Here is a 16,494-nt window from a genome sequence, read left to right as displayed (position 1 = left end):
ATTTGATTTAAAATGGCTTATACAATTAAACTTCACTAAAATTTTATTTTAATTAAAATAAGTATGGGTGTTAATTTATCTTTGGAATAAAGGTTGTTTAAAATAAAATTGAAAGAAATTTTTTCTTTCAATTCTTTACAAGGAGATCTTTATTATTTAGAAATTTGCACTTAAGGAGAGATAATACCTTCTGCCTTCTTCTACGCGATTATAGGCATTATACCAAGTTTCAGTAACTTGACCATTGTTATTAGTTGAAGTAGTTTTTATGAAATCTTGAGTGAAATTTTTGTTAAGTAAATTATAAACCCCCATATTTAAATGCCAATCTTTATTAATTTCATAGCCTAAACCTAAAGAGAGCAAAAAGACATTTTTATAGTATCGATTAACGCTACTATATTCGCTAGGATCTCTATATCTATTCCCTTGATATTCTGCTTTGAGGTAGGGAGTAGCTTTGAGGATTTTATAAGTAGCCTTTCCCATTAAGTTATGTTTCAATGAGCCACTCTCTGGCTTACCTATGGCATTTTGTGTATCAGATTCTTTAACTTTATTATCTGTGTAGGTATAGGCAAGATCAAAGCTAAGATTTGGTGCAGGAGTAATGCCTGCTGCTAATTCTATCCCTTTATAATCTACCTTTCCGTGGTTAATGGCTTGAAAGCAACGCTGTGCAGAGCAAACTCCAATACTTGGGACATTTTGATTTTGTTCAAATCTTGTGCTAGAAATTTTATCTTTAAATTTTGTAAAGTATCCCGTTAGGCTTAGATAATAGTTTTCTTGATTATAGATAGCAGAGGCTTCATAGTTAATAGAAGTTTCCTCTTTTAAATTAGGGTTTCCATAAATAGGGTATCTCCCTTGTCCTCCATAATTATATTCTCCAGCGATTAAGCGGTTAGCATAGGGGGCTTTAAACCCTGTTGCTACCCCTCCTTTAAGTGTTAGGGCATTATTTGGGTTAAATACTAAATAGCCTCTTGGCGAGAAGTTGTTTCCAAACTCTTTGTGGCGGTTATATCTCCCCCCTAAGGTTAAGTTTAGATTTTCTAAAATAGAAAATTCATCTTCGGCAAAAAACGCTAAGATGTATTGTTTAAAGCTATTAGGGTTTGCAATCTTGTCACGCATTTTTTCTAATTTGTATTCACCCCCAAGCTTAAGATGTTTTTATCCCCTATAGGGATAACTATTTTAGTATCTGCAATAATATCCTCTGCTTTAATATCCCTATTTTTCCCCAAATCTTTCTGTGTAGCTTGTCCTACAACTTCTCTGCCATCATTAGTAACACGATTGTATTGAAGTCCAGAATCAAGATTAAAATTATTATAAGTTCCTTGGTGTGTGAGATAAGTTACAATCTTATCAACATTCATTTTGGGGGTATATCCACCTGTTAAACCACCGTTATTCAAAGGACTTGTCAATGTGCCTAATTGACCACTTTTGTTGTTATAGGAGTTTTTAGAATAATCTATATCAAAGGCTATGGTATCTTCTGGGGTAGGGAGATAAGTAAGTTTTGCTCCAGCATTGAAGTTATTAGCTCTTGTTGGGCTTTGTTCTTGGTTGCTTGGAACAACTTGTCCACTGTTGTTAGTGAATGTTACATTAGAACCCTCCCGATGAAATTGTCGGTAACGAAGGGCTAATCCTAAATTTTCCGCTAATGGACCACTTCCATAAAGGCTTGCAGAATAACTATTTCCCCAGCTTGAATCATTATGAAAGAGGCCATCACTTTGAACATTTAATCCCCATTTTGTGCTAACTTTTTTGGTAATAATATTAATAACTCCACCCAAAGCTTCAGAGCCATAAAGGGTAGACATAGGACCTTTTATAACCTCTATTCTTTCAATTGCTGATAGCGGAGGTAAAAAGGCATTAGAGATTTCATTAAATCCATTAGGACCAACTTCACCCCCAACCCCTTGACGTCTTCCATCAACTAATATAAGCGTATATCCTGTGATACCCCTCATCGTAATATTATAATTTCCTGTTTTTCCCTTATTAGCAAACAAATCTACGCCGGGAATATCCGCAATAGCTTCTGTTATATCACGATAAGGTTTAGTTGATAACTCCTCTTTAGAGATAACATTGATAGTAGCAGGAGCATCTTTAACATCTTGTAAGAACCCCGAAGCACTAACAACAGAAGTATCTAAAACATATTTTGAATCCCCCATTGCTAAGACTTGGGATAGCAGTAAAGAACTCAAAGTGATTTTAATAGTAGAATCTTTTAGCATAACTTTTCTTTCCTTCGTTTAATAATTTATTATTAGCATTAAGCATTAAGCATTAAGCATTAAGCATTAAGCATTAAGCATTAAGCATTAAGCAATTGTAGTTATACAAAAAGGTTTATTAAATTATTATTATAATAATTACTTTTATTTATATATATTGTAGCGATTTAAAAAAGGATTTTTAAGTTTTTATAAATTTTATAGATTCTTTGAGTTTATAGAGATAATGAAAGGAGTGGAAGTTTGAATTGCAAAATAGCATTAAGAAGTGGTCTGTAATGCTTGTATTTCCTCATCACTAAATAGCCTTAACTCTAAAACAAACATTTCGCCGCTTCCATATTCTAAAGAATATTCGCTACCATTTCCTTCTTTTGCGTTAATGATAAGTTGTGTATGTTTATAATATTCATATTGGGTATAATGAATGTAAAAAGGGGCTTCGCCTATATATCCTAAAAGAGTATCATTCTCCCCAACTTTGAAATCTCCTTTTTGGTAACATAAAGGAACAGAACCATCACAGCAACCACCGCTTTGATGAAAGAGAAGCTTACCATATTCCTCTTGGAGTTTTTTAATTAACTCTAATGCTTTTTGTGTTGCAATTACGCGTTTAACCATTTATTTATTATCCTTGATACTAAGATTTAGCTTAGAGGGTATTTATTTTATTAAGAGCTGCTTGATAGTTTGGCTCATTACCAAGTTCCTCGCATATTTCTTGATAAATTAATTTGCCTTCTTTATCAATAATAAGAACAGCATGGGTTAGCATTCCTTTAAGAAAAGAATTTGCAAGTATTAAACCATATTTTTCCCCAAAAGTTTTATCTATGAAGTCGCTAGCTACGATGATATTTTTTGCATTAGCATCTAAACAGAATCTCTCCATCGCAAAGGGTGTGTCAATGCTTACAATATACACTATGCAATCTTTAAGTTTTGTAGCTTCTTGATTGAATCTTTTTGCTTGTATAGAACAAACCGATCCATCAAGACTTGGGACAACGCTAATAATTTGTTTTTATCTTGTTTGCTGCCAACTTTAATTTCGCTAAAATCTTTACCAACAAGTGTTATTTCAGGGGCATTTTCACCTACTTTAAGGGGTTTTCCTTTTAAAAACACTTTTTCTCCTTGAAAACTAATAGTCATTTGTTTATCCTTTATTTAACCTTTTAGGTGAAATCACCTAAAAGGCGTTATTGCGCCATATCTAAAACCATTCTCCCATCAATTTGTCCTTTTCTCATTTTATCAAAGACTTCATTGACATTTTCTAGCTTTGTTGCAGTAATATGAGCTTTTACTCTGCCAGTTTGGGCAAAATTAATGGCTTCTTGTAAATCAAGTCTTGTCCCAACAATAGAACCCCTTACTGTGATTCCATTTAAAATCATATTGAAAATACTAATAGGAAATTCTCCTGGAGGAAGACCATTCATAGCGACAGTTCCACCTCTTCTTGTAAGTGCAACAGCTTGTTCAAAAGCTTTTGGGGAAACAGCAGTAACTAGCACTCCGTGAGTTCCTCCATCTGTCGCATTGCGTATTTTTTCAACGACATTTTCAGTTTTTGCATTAGCTACAACTTCAGCTCCATATTTTTTTGCTAATTCAAGTTTGTCATCAGCGACATCAACAGCAGCAATACGCAATCCCATTGCCTTAGCATACTGCACAGCAACGTGACCTAACCCACCAATCCCAGAAATGGTTACCCACTCTCCTGGTCGTGCTTCAGTCATTTTTAAGCCTTTATAAACAGTTACACCTGCACAAAGAATGGGGGCGATATTCACTAAGTCTTGATGGCTTAAATTTTTATCTAATATACCAACATAATCCGCAGCCCCTACAGCATATTCCGCAAAGCCACCATTGACAGAATATCCTCCATTTTCTTGACTTTCGCAAAGTGTCTCCCATCCTCCAAAGCAATGCTCACAATGTCCGCAAGCACTATAAAGCCAAGGAATTCCAACAACATCACCCACTTTTAAATGCGTTACACCTTCCCCTAATTCTACGATTCTACCAACGCCTTCGTGTCCGGGGATAAGGTTTGCTTTAGGTTTTACAGGCCAATCACCATCGCAAGCGTGCAAATCTGTATGGCAAACTCCGCAAGCTTCAATTTTTACTAATATTTCATTTTTGCCCGGTTTTGGAACGGGAACTTCTTCGATAACAAGAGGTTTTCCATACTCTTTAGATACAGCTGCTCTCATAGTTTTTGGGATACTCATTTTAAACTCCTTAAATTTTAGTTTTATTTAATGGGGTTAAATTCCCATTAATTTAGTTTTTATTAAAAGAAACCTAATTTGTTGATAGAATAATTTACCAATATATTTTTAGTTTGTTGGTAATGATCTAGCATCATTTTATGGGTTTCTCTACCGATTCCTGATTGTTTATAGCCTCCAAATGCTGCGTGTGCAGGATAGGCGTGATAACAATTTGTCCAAACTCGCCCTGCTTGAATGCCTCGTCCAAATCTATAAGCTCTATTAATATCACGTGTCCAAACGCCACTTCCTAAACCATAGATTGTATCATTAGCAATCTCTAGGGCTTCTTTATCATCTTTAAAGGTGGTTACAGCTAAAACAGGACCAAAAATCTCTTCTTGGAATATACGCATTTTATTGTGTCCTTTAAAGATGGTAGGCTTGATATAGCAACCCTTGGATAATTCACCACTTAGTTGATTTCTCTCACCACCAATAAGGCATTGTGCACCTTCTTCTTTTCCTACTTTTATGTAATTTAAAATAGTTTCTACTTGCTTTTCATCTACTTGAGCACCCATCATTGTATTTGGGTCTAAAGGATTCCCCACTTTGATAGCTTCCACTCGTTTAAGGACTTTTTCCATAAATTTATCATAAATTTTTTCGTGGATTAAAGCTCGACTTGGGCAAGTGCAAACCTCACCTTGATTAAAGGCAAAAAGGACAAGTCCTTCAATGGCTTTATCTAGGTATTCATCTTCATATGCCATAACATCTTCAAAGAAAATATTAGGCGATTTACCTCCAAGCTCTAAAGTGCAAGGAATAATATTTTCTGTAGCGAACTGCATAATTTGCCGCCCAACACTTGTAGAGCCTGTAAAGGCTACCTTAGCGATTTTTGGATTTGTTGCAAGTGATTTCCCTATCTTTCCTCCACTTCCATTAACAATATTAACTGCCCCTGCAGGGAGCAAATCGCCAATGATGTCAAAAAGCACTAAAATACTTGCTGGAGTAGGGCTTGCTGGTTTTATAACTACACAATTTCCCGCCGCTAATGCAGGAGCAAGTTTCCAAGCTGCCATTAAAAGAGGAAAGTTCCAAGGAATGATTTGCCCAACTACTCCTAGAGGTTCGTGAAAATGATAGGCTATAGTGTTTTCATCAATTTCACTAATGCTTCCTTCTTGAGCACGCAAACAACCGGCAAAATAACGAAAATGATCGGCACTCAAAGGTATGTCTGCATTGAGTGTTTCACGGATAGGTTTGCCATTATCCCAAGTTTCTGCGTGGGCGATTAAATCAAGATTTTCTTCAATCCTATCAGCAATTTTTAATAAAATCCTAGAACGTTCAGTAGGACTTGTGCTAGCCCACTTATCTTTGGCTTTATGTGCCGCATCAAGAGCATTTTCTATATCTTTATCACTTGATAGTGGAACTTTGCAAAGCACTTCCCCAGAAATAGGCGTTTTATTTTCAATGTATTTTCCATCAACTGGTGGAACCCATTGACCGCCAATGTAGTTTTCGTATTGTTGTTTAAACACATTTGAAATTTTTGTATATTGACTCAAGCTCATCTCCTTTCTTATTAAAGATTTAGTGAGAATTGACTTTATAATTGAACTTAATTCTCATTCATAGGATACTATACAATTTGTTTTAAAGTTTATAATACCTTGATAATAAAGTAATATATAAATTATTATGTTACTTTTAGAAACTTATAAACAATATTCATTTAGAGGGTGAGATTAGTTTATCCCAAGAAATAGGGTTATAAATGGGATTATTAGATTATTAATTATTGAAATAATTATATAGAGTTACTTCTTATTTAGATCACTATTAAGATTAGTTATAGATAGAGGTAAGTTAAAATAGTTTTATTTGGGTATATTTGGGATAGACTGCAAAGAGATATTGATAATCCCTAATAAATCAATCAATTTTAGTATTAAAAGAAGATGTATTGCTTTAGCTTTAATGGGAATTGCAGAAACTTTCTATTCGTTTAATACCTTCTTCAATACTTTTTAAATCCGTAGCAAAAGAAAATCTAAAATATCCATCCATTCCAAATCCAATACCTGGAACAACTGCAACCCCAACTTTTTCTAGCAAAGATTTGCAAAAATGCATAGAATCATATTCAACTTCTGAGCAATTTACAAAGAGGTAGAAAGCACCATCTGGAGTATTTACATTTAATCCTTTGATAGCATTAATTTTTTTGCAAGCAAAATCCCTTCTTTCTTCAAAAGCTAATCGCATTTTTTTGATTTCTTCATCCGCTCTCCCATCAAGCGCAGCTATAGAAGCCCTTTGCGTGATAGAGCAGACATTAGAAGTCGATTGACTTTGGAGATTATCAATAAGTTTGCATAGCTTTTTATCTTTGCACGCTAAATAACCTATACGCCAACCTGTCATAGCCACAGATTTACTTAATCCATTAATGGTAATAGTCCTCTCTAACATATCAGAGTTAATACTTGCAGTAGAGGTGAAGCTACCATTATAAACAAGCTTTTCATAGATTTCATCACTAATAACCCAAATATTTGTTCCTTTTAAGACTTCAGCAAGTGCTTGTAATTCTTCTTTAGAATAGAGCATTCCTGTAGGATTTGAAGGAGTGGTTAAAATCAGCATTTTAGTTTTAGGAGTGATGGAATCTTTTAATTGTTGGGGAGTGATTTTAAAATTATTTTCTTGTGTAGTTTGCAAAAATACATTTGTCCCTAAGCTGTAAGATACAAGCTCTGGGTAGGTAACCCAATAAGGGGTGGGGATAAGGACTTCATCGCCTTTTTGGATAAGTGCTGCAATAACATTAAAGAGGGAATGTTTTGCTCCATTGCTTACAATAATTTCTTTGGTGGTGTAGTTTAAATCATTCTCTCTTTTTAATTTGTCGCTAATAGCTTGTAGTAGTTCTGGGATTCCACAAACAGCAGTATATTTTGTAAATCCTTCTTGGATAGCCTTTATAGCTTCCTCTCTAATGGCTTGTGGTGTATTAAAATCGGGTTCTCCGGCGGAAAATGAAAGAATGTCTTTACCCTGTGCTTTTAAATCTCTAGCTAATGTGCTAATTGCTATGGTAATAGATTCTGAGAGGTTATTAATTCTGTCTGAATATGAATACATAAAAGAATCCTTACTTTTTGTAGTTAAAATATTGTGTTTATTTACTAAGTAGTATAGCTTTATTTTCTTTACAAAAATTTGAAAATATTAATTTATATCTAGAATTATGCTAGGTTTTTATCATATTTAGTTAGATACACTTATTAATGTTTAGTTTATTAGACTAAATTTAAATGAATTTTTTTACTAAGGTTATTGACAAAAGATTTTTTTTTAATTATAATTGCACTCGTTTTTATAAAAAATTATTTGATGGAGGTAATTCCTATGAATTTTAAGCCACTTGGAGAAAGAGTCTTAGTAGAAAGACTTGAAGAAGATACTAAAACTGCTTCTGGAATCATTATTCCTGATAATGCTAAAGAAAAGCCTTTAATGGGTATTGTAAAAGCTGTTGGAAGTGAAGTAAAAGATGTAAAAACCAATGATAAAATTGTATTTGGTAAATATTCTGGAACAGAAGTAAAGCTTGATGGTGTGGAATATTTAATATTAAAATTAGAAGACGTTTTAGGCGTAATAGCTTAAGTTTATTAAAATTTGATGATTATATATTATATTTAAGGAGTAAAAATGGCAAGCAAAGAAATTAATTTTTCAGATAATGCAAGAAATAGATTATTTGAAGGTGTTAAGCAATTAAGTGATGCGGTAAAAGTTACTATGGGACCTAGAGGAAGGAATGTCCTTATCCAAAAAAGTTTTGGTGCACCAAGTATTACCAAAGATGGTGTTTCTGTCGCAAAAGAGATAGAATTAGCAGATCCTATCGCAAATATGGGTGCTCAACTTGTTAAAGAGGTTGCTAGTAAGACAGCTGATGCAGCAGGGGATGGAACAACAACAGCCACTGTTTTAGCTTATAGTATTTTTAAAGAGGGTTTAAGGAATATTACAGCAGGAGCAAATCCTATTGAGGTAAAAAGAGGTATGGATAAAGCAGCGGAAGCTATTACTGAAGAGCTTAAGAAAATTACAAAACCTGTAGCGGGTAAAAAAGAAATTGCCCAAGTTGCGTCAATTTCTGCAAATTCTGATGCAAAAGTAGGAGATTTAATCGCTGAAGCTATGGAAAAAGTAGGAAAAGATGGGGTTATAACCGTTGAAGAAGCAAAAGGGATTAATGATGAGTTAAGTGTCGTTGAAGGTATGCAGTTTGATAGAGGTTATTTAAGCCCCTATTTTGTAACTAATAGCGATAAAATGGAGGCAGAGTTAGAGCATCCCTATATTCTCTTAACCGATAAAAAAATTACTTCTATGAAAGATATTTTGCCGCTCTTAGAATCTACAATGAAAGGTGGTAAGCCTCTATTAATTATTGCTGAAGATATTGAGGGTGAGGCTTTAACAACTTTGGTTGTCAATAAATTAAGGGGTGTTTTAAATGTTGCTGCTGTTAAAGCTCCTGGATTTGGCGATAGAAGAAAGGAAATGCTAAAAGATATTGCGACTTTAACAGGTGGAGAAGTGATTAGTGAAGAGCTTGGTAAAACACTAGAAAATGCTACTATTGAAGATTTAGGGCAAGCTTCAAGAATTGTTATTGATAAAGATAATACAACTATTGTAGATGGAGCAGGGGATAAAGGTGCAGTAAATGCTAGAATAGCACAGATTAAAACACAAATTGAATCGACAACTAGTGATTATGATAAAGAAAAACTCCAAGAGCGATTAGCAAAACTTAGTGGTGGTGTGGCAGTTATCAAAGTGGGTGCTGCAAGTGAAGTAGAAATGAAAGAGAAAAAAGATAGAGTAGATGATGCACTTTCTGCAACTAAAGCTGCTGTAGAAGAAGGGATTATTATTGGTGGTGGAGCTGCTTTAATTCGTGCTGCAGCAAAAGTAAAACTTAATTTAGAGGGTGATGAAAAAATTGGTTATGAAATTATTAAACGTGCCATTTCAGCTCCTATTAAGCAAATTGCTGCAAATGCTGGATTTGATGATGGTGTGGTTGTTAATAATGTGGAAAAAGATTCTAATATTAACAATGGATTTGACGCTTCAAGCGGAAAATATGTTGATATGTTTGAAGCTGGAATTATTGATCCCCTCAAAGTTGCTAGAATCGCTCTACAAAATGCAGTATCTGTATCTAGCTTGTTGCTCACTACAGAAGCAACTGTCCATGAGATTAAAGAAGATAAACCAGCTATGCCTGATATGAGTGGCATGGGTGGAATGGGAGGTATGGGTGGAATGATGTAATTCCCCTACCTTTTTTGAAATCTTTTTTAAATCTTGCAAGAAGTTTCTAACTTCTTGTGCTTTTTGCTATGTTCTAATTCAAAAAAATTAATCCATCATCATAAGAATCCTAAATACTTTTAACAATCTACAGCTATATAAATGATGATAGTCCCTTGTTAGGAATTTTGTTTCTTGATAGTTTATAAATTTTTAGAAAGGAATATAAATAAGGACTAGGGCTTTTGCACAGAACTTTGTCAAGAGTAGTAAAGTTTTAAGACTAAAAGTTGCTTTATTTATGATTTTAGTCTTAGATGAGGTTATAATAAAGAGTGCTAATTATGCCTTTGTTTCAAAAATAAGGTTTTTATTAGAGGAAACCTCTTCTACAAATTCTTGAATTTTATCGCTTAGATGTTGGTTGATAGCATTAGAATCAACATTTTGTTGTTTTAATTGTTCTACTTCTCCTGCGAAATATTGTCGCACTACTTCTTGCTCTTGTAGTGAGAGTAAGCTTAAATCTTTACTTTGTTTGATTTTTGCTAAGATTTTTGCTGCCTCCTCTAAAGCTGATATATTGGGTTTATTTTTCCTTTTTGTTTTTGCTCCTTCATTATTTGCTTGGTTGGAGTTATCCACCATTTTGGCTAAAGAATTTTCTTGAGATTTTAAAATATTTTTAAGTGTCTCTGCTAAGCTACCCCGAGTTACTTCAATGTGTTCTTTCACACTTATTTCGCCATCTAAATTTTGGTCTTGAGTGATGAAATTATTGAGTAAATCCTCTATGGTGCGCACATTGGTATCGTCTGCCTTTGAGTTTGTAGAGACAGAATGCACCACTATACCATTGTTTAAAATACCTTTTTCTAATATCCCAAATTCATAGCCGTCTTTTATTAGCTCTCTTTCTGATTCGGAAAATTTCCCATCCCTGTCTAAATCCGCTTTTTGTGCTTCCACATCTCCAGTAGTAATGTGTGCATACCAACCACTCACATAGGATTCTGCCTTGCCGCTTAAGCGTATTAGCCCATCTTCTCTGGTAAAAAATCTTTTTTATCAAATTTTTCTTGCAATCGCTCTAAATTCTCTTTAGAGAGGAGTGTGCTAATTCTATTTCCGCTTGTAGGATCATTAAAAAGCACGGGTTTATAATTAGAATCTTGCCCTATTAGTTTTGCTTTTATAGATTCTTGAATGTTTTTTGGTTTTGTCTGTGAATCTTGCTCTGCCTCCCTTTGCAGAGAGGATTGTGAGCGATTATTGGCGGATAGATAGAGTGTCTTTGATACGATATTGTTTGCACCACCTATAGGCATTTTCTCTCCTTTAAATTATGGGTTTCCATACTAAAAAACAAATACGTCTGCCTATTTTCATACTAACGCATCTTCTCACTAATCCAGACTTAGATTCTGCACTTGCAATGATATTTTTTGTATTTTGTTTATTTTCATTAGTTTTTATGGTTTCATATTTTTGCAACACATTAAAACTATCATTACTTTGATTATAATCTATATTTCCATAAGAATAAACACTGATACCTGCGACCAAAAGCATTTTTAATAATGTCTTTTTCATAAGAATTCTCTTTTTAAGTTTTTAAAAATGTTTTAACTTTAGCCTTAGAATATTCTAAAATAATAAGCCTCATTTATTAAGATGGAGCTTAATTAAGAATAATATTTCTCATTATGCCATAGAGCTGTTACAATATTAAGTATTTTTGAAAATTATGTAGAAGAAGGGCTTATTATTTGATGATGGTGTTGTTAATGATATAGGAAATGTATGACTTTATTTTATGTTAAATAAAAAAGCAATCAAGAGATTTATAAATAATCTATTTGCAAATGATTAAAGAATGATAAAATTTATCTAAAATATTCTAAATTAAGTGCATTTGGTGTAGAATTTGTGATTTAGGTGAGATTTATATTTAAAAAGGAATGTTATGCAAGATATGAAGAGTTTGTGGGATTTAACTCCACTTTTTAAGGATAAAGATTCTTTGCAAGTTGCTATTAAAAAAAGTATTGAAAATACAAAAATATTTGAAGAGAAATATAAAGATAAACTTCACGCTTTAAGCCCCAAAGAGTTTTTTATACTTGTAGAAACTTATGAAAATAATTGTGAAGATCTTGCTAGAATAATGACTTATGCTTTTTTATCTTTTGCTGCTAATACCAAAGAGGGAGCGTTTTATGCAGAATGTGAAATGCAGGTTAATAAAGCCCAAGAATCTTTACTCTTTTTTGAAGTGGAGTTTAATGCACTTCCAAAAGAATTGCAAGAGCAGTTTATCCAGCAAGGTGGAAAATACACTTATTTTTTGGAGCTTTTATCTAAAAATGCTAAACATCAACTAACCCTACCTGAAGAAAAAATTTTATTAAAAACACAACCCGTTGGGGTTGATGCCTTTAAAAGGCTTTTTGATGAGCATTTTAGTCGCATAAAATTTAAGTTTGATGAACAAGAGCTAAGCGAAGAAGAAATTTTAAGTTTTCTTTACCATAAAGATAGAGAGACAAGAAAAAAAGCAGCACAATCTTTGAGCTTAGAGTTAAATAGGAATATAGAGTTTTTGACGTATATTTATAATGTTGTGAGAAAAGATTTAAAAATACAAAGTGAGCTTAGAGGATATGAAAGCTTAGAAGAATCTCGCCATATCAGTAACCAAACGACACAAAAAAGCGTAGATTTAATGGTGCAAACTATTGATGAAAATGTAAAAATTGTTGAGGAGTATTACAATATAAAAAGTGGGCTTTTAAGCTATGATAAACTTTATGATTATGATAGGTATGCACCTTTGCCTATGAGTAATAATGAAGTTTTTAATTATGAAGACTCTAAAAAGATCATCTTGGATACTTTTAAGGATTTTTCTACTAAATTTTATGAGATTGCCAAAAAGGCTTTTGAGGAGGGTTGGATTGATTCTCATCCTAGAGACAATAAACGAGGAGGAGCTTTTAGCCATAGTGGGATTGCAAGTGTTCATCCTTATTTGCTCTTAAATCATACTAACCAAAGGAGAGATGTTTTTACGATAGCTCACGAATTGGGGCACACTATCCATCAAAATCTTTCTTATAGTGTGGGGTATTTAAATTCTGATACACCTTTAACTACTGCTGAAACCGCCTCCGTATTTGCTGAAATGCTCTTATTTGAGAATATGAAAGATTCTTTAAAGAAAGAGGAGAAAATTGCCCTTTATGCTGGAAAATTAGAGGATATTTTTGCGACACTTTTTAGGCAAAATGTTTTTACAAACTTTGAACGTAGGATTCATACAAAAGAGGGTGAGTTATCCACAGAGGAAATTAATACAATATGGCAAGATGAAAATCAAAAAATGTTTGGGGATAGTGTAATTTTAAGTGAAAATTATCGTCTGTGGTGGTCTTATATTCCTCATTTTATTCATACACCTTTTTATTGCTATGCTTATAGCTATGGACAACTTTTAGTAATGGCACTTTTTGGTGTATATCGTGAAGAGGGTAAAAGTTTTATTCCTAAATATGAAAAGTTTTTGAGCCTTGGAGGTAGTCAGTCACCTAAGGATCTTGTTGCTATTTTTGGGCTTGATATTGAGGATAAAGATTTTTGGAAAATTGGTATTAATGAAGTGAGATTATTGCTTGAAGAATTAAAAGGCATTTTATAAGGAGGGGGTGGTGAAAATTTTGTTAAGTGATAAAAGGTTTTTATCTCTATTAAAAAGGCATTGCTATGAAATAATAAAAGTTCTTATGGATAAACGCATAAATTTTTCTATTGTCTGTAGTGTCGCTTGTGTGAAGTTTGAACCTCCATTACCCAATCAGATTTATGATACCTTTAATGATTTAACAATGTTTATTTTAGCTGGCTATACTTTTGAGAGTTTAGAGTTAGAGGAGAATAATTTATATTTTGAAGCAGGATTTGGTGAGGATAATTTGGGGAGTTTTGTAACAGTTCCTTTAGAAAGCATTGTGCAAATTTTATTACCTGATGATGAGAATTTTCGTTCTGACTTATGTCTTTATATTAATTTGTTTGGAGTGCTTTTAGAGCCTAAAAATGCCAAAAATAATGAAGAAGAGGGGATTAATAGTTCAATGAAAGCTTTATTATCAAACCCTAAAAATAGTAAGTTTAAAAAATGAGAAATTTTTGCTATACTAGAAAGCTTGTTTGGGAGGTAGTTTGATGAAGAAAATAGAATTAGAGTTGTTTCGTTTTGATATACAAACGGATTATTTACCTTATTACACTAAGATTAATAGGATGATTGATGAAGATGCTACCCTTGCTGATTTGTTAGAGGAAATTAAAGAAGATGTTTTTGCATACACTTATGATGCCTATGGATTTAAAATTAATGATGTGGTTGTTTTTGATTTTGAATTAAAAATAGTTTCTTTATATAAAAAATTTGGTTCTACTTGGAAAATTGAGCCTTTAAATCCACATTTAGTCATAAAAGATTTAGCAATTAATCCTGAATCTTTTTTAAAAAAAGTAGAAGTTTTAAGAGAATATGGGCTTAAGCAAGATGATAAATTTATTCTTTCTTTTTTACCTTATGCCTATGCTACACCTTTAAGCGTTGAAAATAAAGAATATTTAACGGAAGCCTTTTTTGTAATTGCTTATTCTTTATACCAAAAAAATAAAAATAAAGATTTATTAAAACTCGTAGCAAATTTTGAAAATGGCATTTTTAATGCTCAAAATCTTGAAACTTACCTTTATCCTCAAGATAGTAAAATTGATGATTATATTTGCCAATTCCAAAAAGATATTTTAGAAGAATGCTTTGAGGGCGATATACAAAAATTTAAAAATTATCTTACAAAAAATTTATTGAAGGAATAATATGGATTCTTTTGTGATATTGCATAATGATTTTTATCCTACAAGTTCAATAATTTTATTGCAAAATTTAAAAAACCTTTTAAAAAAAAATTGCATTAATGATTGTCAAATTCAACAACTTCCTCTAGGAAATAAACTTTCTTTTTTAATGCAAGAGAGGTTTTATTATAAAGTTTTAAAAGTGCTTATAACCATACAAAAAGAAGATAAGCAAACTTTAATTTGTGATAGTCAAAGTCTTATAGTGATTATAAAGCTTATTAAAAAACTTTATGAAGAGCAAGAATTTAAAGAGGAATTAACGCATTTTTTGAAAGAGGAAATTGATATTTTAGCCTTAGAGGGGAGCATTAAGTTTATCCCAGAAATTGTTTTAGAAACTTTTAAAAAAGATGATAATTTTAGGAGCTGGAAAGGTTTTAAAGCTGCTTTTATTATTGATAGAGAGTTAGAAAGTTTTGTTAAAGAAATACAATTTTTGGAGAAATTAGAAAATATATTGGAGCTAAAAATCCTCCCTTTTTATAAAGATAGCTATGATTATCTTTTAAAAATTAATCCGACTTTAGCTTATAAAATGGCTTCTAATGATTATTATGAAATGGCTGATTGTGGGGTTGATTTTATTATGACTGCTAATATTGGGAATTTTGAGATTTTTGATAGGCATTCAAAAATGATACAAAAAACTGCTGGACGCGATGATTTAGAGATACCATTGCTATTTTTACCGCAGGTATTTTTAAGCACTTTTAGAGATAGTAATGCTACTAACCTCCTTTTTAAAGAACATAATATTCCCCCAAAGATGCTTTAGTGATTCATCTCTTTAAGATTATTATCGCATTTGCTATTGCAGTAATATGGTATTACCTTACACAAAATCAAGAAATTTCTATAGCTTTTTTTATTTTGATGCTTATTGTGTTTTTTATAAAACCCATAGCCTATCAAAGCTCAACTGAAAGGGAAGAGTTTATAGAAAAGTTTAGAAAATCTAAAGAGCGTCAGATAAATTTAGAATTAATGAGAAAAGAAGAAAAAAAGAGAGCACAAGAAGAGAGGGATAAGAAAAAATCTAAAGAGGAAGAAACCCAATAATGGCTTTTATGATTTTACAAACAACTAGTAATCCTAAAAACGCAAAAAAACTTATTCAAAAAGCTTTTAACAAAGGTTTGACCTCTTGTGTGCAACAAGAGGTTATTACAAGTCATTATCTTTGGAAAAATAAGAAGGTAAGAGAGAAAGAAATATGTTTAAGTTTTAAGATTAATCAAAAAGATTTTAAAAAGATAAAAAAGTTAATTCTTAAATGGCATAGCTATGAGATTCCAGAGATTATAGGGATCAAAGTTCATAAAGTTTCAAAGTCTTATAAGCAATGGCATAAAAATACACTAAAGGGTTAAGGGTTAGCCCTTAGTTTTTTTGTTCTTTAATATATTCCATGATGATGGCGTGTGCTTCATCTTTAAGTTCAAGTTTTTTTCGTTTTAATTCCCTTAACTCCATATCATCAAGATGCTCTCTGCCTTCTGTAATATCTTGAATCTTTTGGTCTAAATTATTGTGCTCATCAAAAATTTTTGCAAAATGAGCGTTTTCTTGTTTTAAGACACTGATTTGTTCTCTGTATTCGTGTAGCATAAAAACTCCTAAATAATGATTTTAAAGATTATAAACAATTTTGCCTTAAAAATTACAATACTATCTATTAAGTATTCTTTTAAGAA

At 32.3% G+C, this 16,494-nt stretch carries 17 protein-coding genes and 2 pseudogenes; 8 read left to right on the top strand and 11 right to left on the bottom strand.

The features are described from left to right. Nucleotides 1-156 precede the first annotated feature (156 nt). The 7 genes and pseudogenes from cfrA to CDV25_RS02840 form a co-directional block, all read right to left on the bottom strand. Nucleotides 157-2,270: pseudogene (cfrA, locus tag CDV25_RS02865) on the bottom strand (TonB-dependent ferric enterobactin receptor CfrA). Between the two features lie 261 nt (nucleotides 2,271-2,531). After that, complete coding sequence (locus tag CDV25_RS02860; protein WP_108910689.1) at nucleotides 2,532-2,894, bottom strand: DUF779 domain-containing protein; 363 nt, start codon at nucleotides 2,892-2,894, stop codon at nucleotides 2,532-2,534. 31 nt (nucleotides 2,895-2,925) lie between these two features. Beyond that, the gene (locus CDV25_RS10475; protein WP_239056458.1) at nucleotides 2,926-3,249 is read right to left on the bottom strand and encodes a redoxin family protein; all 324 of its coding nucleotides are present in this window, start codon (nucleotides 3,247-3,249) and stop codon (nucleotides 2,926-2,928) included. Then, entirely contained in the window at nucleotides 3,198-3,428 is a 231-nt protein-coding gene (locus CDV25_RS10470; RefSeq protein ID WP_239056408.1) for a thioredoxin domain-containing protein, read from the bottom strand. Before CDV25_RS10470 ends, CDV25_RS10475 begins: the two co-directional genes overlap by 52 nt. 47 nt (nucleotides 3,429-3,475) lie before the next feature. Then, nucleotides 3,476-4,522, bottom strand: a complete 1,047-nt coding sequence (adhP, locus tag CDV25_RS02850; RefSeq protein WP_204161860.1) for an alcohol dehydrogenase AdhP — start codon at nucleotides 4,520-4,522, stop codon at nucleotides 3,476-3,478. Nucleotides 4,523-4,584: 62 nt separating this feature from the next. Beyond that, nucleotides 4,585-6,093 carry an acetaldehyde dehydrogenase ExaC gene (exaC, locus tag CDV25_RS02845; protein ID WP_239056407.1) on the bottom strand — a complete coding sequence of 503 codons (1,509 nt, stop codon included), beginning with the start codon at nucleotides 6,091-6,093 and terminating at the stop codon, nucleotides 4,585-4,587. Between the two features lie 409 nt (nucleotides 6,094-6,502). Further along, nucleotides 6,503-7,672, bottom strand: a complete 1,170-nt coding sequence (locus CDV25_RS02840) for a pyridoxal phosphate-dependent aminotransferase (RefSeq protein WP_108910687.1) — start codon at nucleotides 7,670-7,672, stop codon at nucleotides 6,503-6,505. A gap of 267 nt (nucleotides 7,673-7,939) precedes the next feature. On the opposite strand from CDV25_RS02840, the pseudogene groES reads away from it, so the two are divergent. After that, nucleotides 7,940-8,197, top strand: a pseudogene (groES, locus tag CDV25_RS02835) (co-chaperone GroES); the annotation flags it as partial. Nucleotides 8,198-8,245: 48 nt separating this feature from the next. Then, nucleotides 8,246-9,886 carry a chaperonin GroEL gene (groL, locus tag CDV25_RS02830; RefSeq protein ID WP_108910686.1) on the top strand — a complete coding sequence of 547 codons (1,641 nt, stop codon included), beginning with the start codon at nucleotides 8,246-8,248 and terminating at the stop codon, nucleotides 9,884-9,886. Between the two features lie 321 nt (nucleotides 9,887-10,207). On the opposite strand, the gene CDV25_RS02825 is transcribed toward groL, so the two are convergent. From CDV25_RS02825 to CDV25_RS02815, 3 genes are read right to left on the bottom strand one after another with little or no spacing between them, the layout of a single operon-like run. Next, nucleotides 10,208-10,870, bottom strand: coding sequence for a hypothetical protein (locus CDV25_RS02825; RefSeq protein ID WP_108910685.1), 663 nt, complete (start codon nucleotides 10,868-10,870; stop codon nucleotides 10,208-10,210). Between the two features lie 29 nt (nucleotides 10,871-10,899). Further along, nucleotides 10,900-11,193 (bottom strand): hypothetical protein, encoded by a 294-nt coding sequence (locus CDV25_RS02820; RefSeq protein ID WP_108910684.1) that lies wholly within the window; start codon nucleotides 11,191-11,193, stop codon nucleotides 10,900-10,902. A 10-nt stretch (nucleotides 11,194-11,203) separates the two neighbouring features. Next, complete coding sequence (locus tag CDV25_RS02815; protein WP_108910683.1) at nucleotides 11,204-11,458, bottom strand: hypothetical protein; 255 nt, start codon at nucleotides 11,456-11,458, stop codon at nucleotides 11,204-11,206. Between the two features lie 373 nt (nucleotides 11,459-11,831). Here CDV25_RS02815 and CDV25_RS02810 point away from each other — a divergent pair, with 373 nt between their 5' ends. From CDV25_RS02810 to cutA, 6 genes are read left to right on the top strand one after another with little or no spacing between them, the layout of a single operon-like run. Further along, nucleotides 11,832-13,562: a M3 family oligoendopeptidase gene (locus CDV25_RS02810; protein WP_108910682.1), complete on the top strand. Its 1,731-nt coding sequence runs from the start codon at nucleotides 11,832-11,834 to the stop codon at nucleotides 13,560-13,562. Nucleotides 13,563-13,572: 10 nt separating this feature from the next. Continuing rightward, a complete protein-coding gene (locus CDV25_RS02805) occupies nucleotides 13,573-14,046 on the top strand; it encodes a hypothetical protein (RefSeq protein ID WP_194145573.1) in 474 nt (157 codons plus the stop codon). A 43-nt stretch (nucleotides 14,047-14,089) separates the two neighbouring features. Continuing rightward, nucleotides 14,090-14,758 carry a DUF5644 domain-containing protein gene (locus CDV25_RS02800; RefSeq protein WP_108910681.1) on the top strand — a complete coding sequence of 223 codons (669 nt, stop codon included), beginning with the start codon at nucleotides 14,090-14,092 and terminating at the stop codon, nucleotides 14,756-14,758. Nucleotide 14,759: 1 nt separating this feature from the next. Next, a complete protein-coding gene (locus CDV25_RS02795; protein WP_108910680.1) occupies nucleotides 14,760-15,575 on the top strand; it encodes an HdrB C-terminal domain-containing protein in 816 nt (271 codons plus the stop codon). Next, nucleotides 15,575-15,859 (top strand): hypothetical protein, encoded by a 285-nt coding sequence (locus CDV25_RS02790; protein ID WP_108910679.1) that lies wholly within the window; start codon nucleotides 15,575-15,577, stop codon nucleotides 15,857-15,859. Before CDV25_RS02795 ends, CDV25_RS02790 begins: the two co-directional genes overlap by 1 nt. After that, nucleotides 15,859-16,170 (top strand): divalent cation tolerance protein CutA, encoded by a 312-nt coding sequence (cutA, locus tag CDV25_RS02785; RefSeq protein WP_034553191.1) that lies wholly within the window; start codon nucleotides 15,859-15,861, stop codon nucleotides 16,168-16,170. The genes CDV25_RS02790 and cutA overlap by 1 nt, the downstream gene beginning before the upstream one ends. 10 nt (nucleotides 16,171-16,180) lie before the next feature. Here the strand turns inward: cutA and CDV25_RS02780 are convergent, their stop codons facing one another. Beyond that, nucleotides 16,181-16,408, bottom strand: a complete 228-nt coding sequence (locus CDV25_RS02780; protein ID WP_108910678.1) for an HP1242/YdcH family protein — start codon at nucleotides 16,406-16,408, stop codon at nucleotides 16,181-16,183. Nucleotides 16,409-16,494: the final 86 nt, after the last annotated feature.

It is taken from the genome of Helicobacter apodemus, from assembly GCF_003097575.1.
Lineage (GTDB): Bacteria > Campylobacterota > Campylobacteria > Campylobacterales > Helicobacteraceae > Helicobacter_D > Helicobacter_D apodemus.
Note: the sequence above shows the minus strand (reverse complement) of the source record. Positions and strands in the feature narration are given on the sequence as shown.

What these genes read in the sequence shown, in the direction of transcription:
- CDV25_RS10470 (WP_239056408.1), bottom strand. Translation starts at nt 3,428, where the DNA reads ATGACTATTAGTTTTCAAGGAGAAAAAGTGTTTTTAAAAGGAAAACCC.
- groL (WP_108910686.1), top strand. Translation starts at nt 8,246, where the DNA reads ATGGCAAGCAAAGAAATTAATTTTTCAGATAATGCAAGAAATAGATTA.
- CDV25_RS02810 (WP_108910682.1), top strand. Translation starts at nt 11,832, where the DNA reads ATGCAAGATATGAAGAGTTTGTGGGATTTAACTCCACTTTTTAAGGAT.
- CDV25_RS02815 (WP_108910683.1), bottom strand. Translation starts at nt 11,458, where the DNA reads ATGAAAAAGACATTATTAAAAATGCTTTTGGTCGCAGGTATCAGTGTT.
- CDV25_RS02820 (WP_108910684.1), bottom strand. Translation starts at nt 11,193, where the DNA reads ATGCCTATAGGTGGTGCAAACAATATCGTATCAAAGACACTCTATCTA.
- CDV25_RS02795 (WP_108910680.1), top strand. Translation starts at nt 14,760, where the DNA reads ATGGATTCTTTTGTGATATTGCATAATGATTTTTATCCTACAAGTTCA.
- cutA (WP_034553191.1), top strand. Translation starts at nt 15,859, where the DNA reads ATGGCTTTTATGATTTTACAAACAACTAGTAATCCTAAAAACGCAAAA.
- CDV25_RS02780 (WP_108910678.1), bottom strand. Translation starts at nt 16,408, where the DNA reads ATGCTACACGAATACAGAGAACAAATCAGTGTCTTAAAACAAGAAAAC.
- adhP (WP_204161860.1), bottom strand. Translation starts at nt 4,522, where the DNA reads ATGAGTATCCCAAAAACTATGAGAGCAGCTGTATCTAAAGAGTATGGA.
- CDV25_RS02840 (WP_108910687.1), bottom strand. Translation starts at nt 7,672, where the DNA reads ATGTATTCATATTCAGACAGAATTAATAACCTCTCAGAATCTATTACC.
- CDV25_RS02800 (WP_108910681.1), top strand. Translation starts at nt 14,090, where the DNA reads ATGAAGAAAATAGAATTAGAGTTGTTTCGTTTTGATATACAAACGGAT.
- CDV25_RS02860 (WP_108910689.1), bottom strand. Translation starts at nt 2,894, where the DNA reads ATGGTTAAACGCGTAATTGCAACACAAAAAGCATTAGAGTTAATTAAA.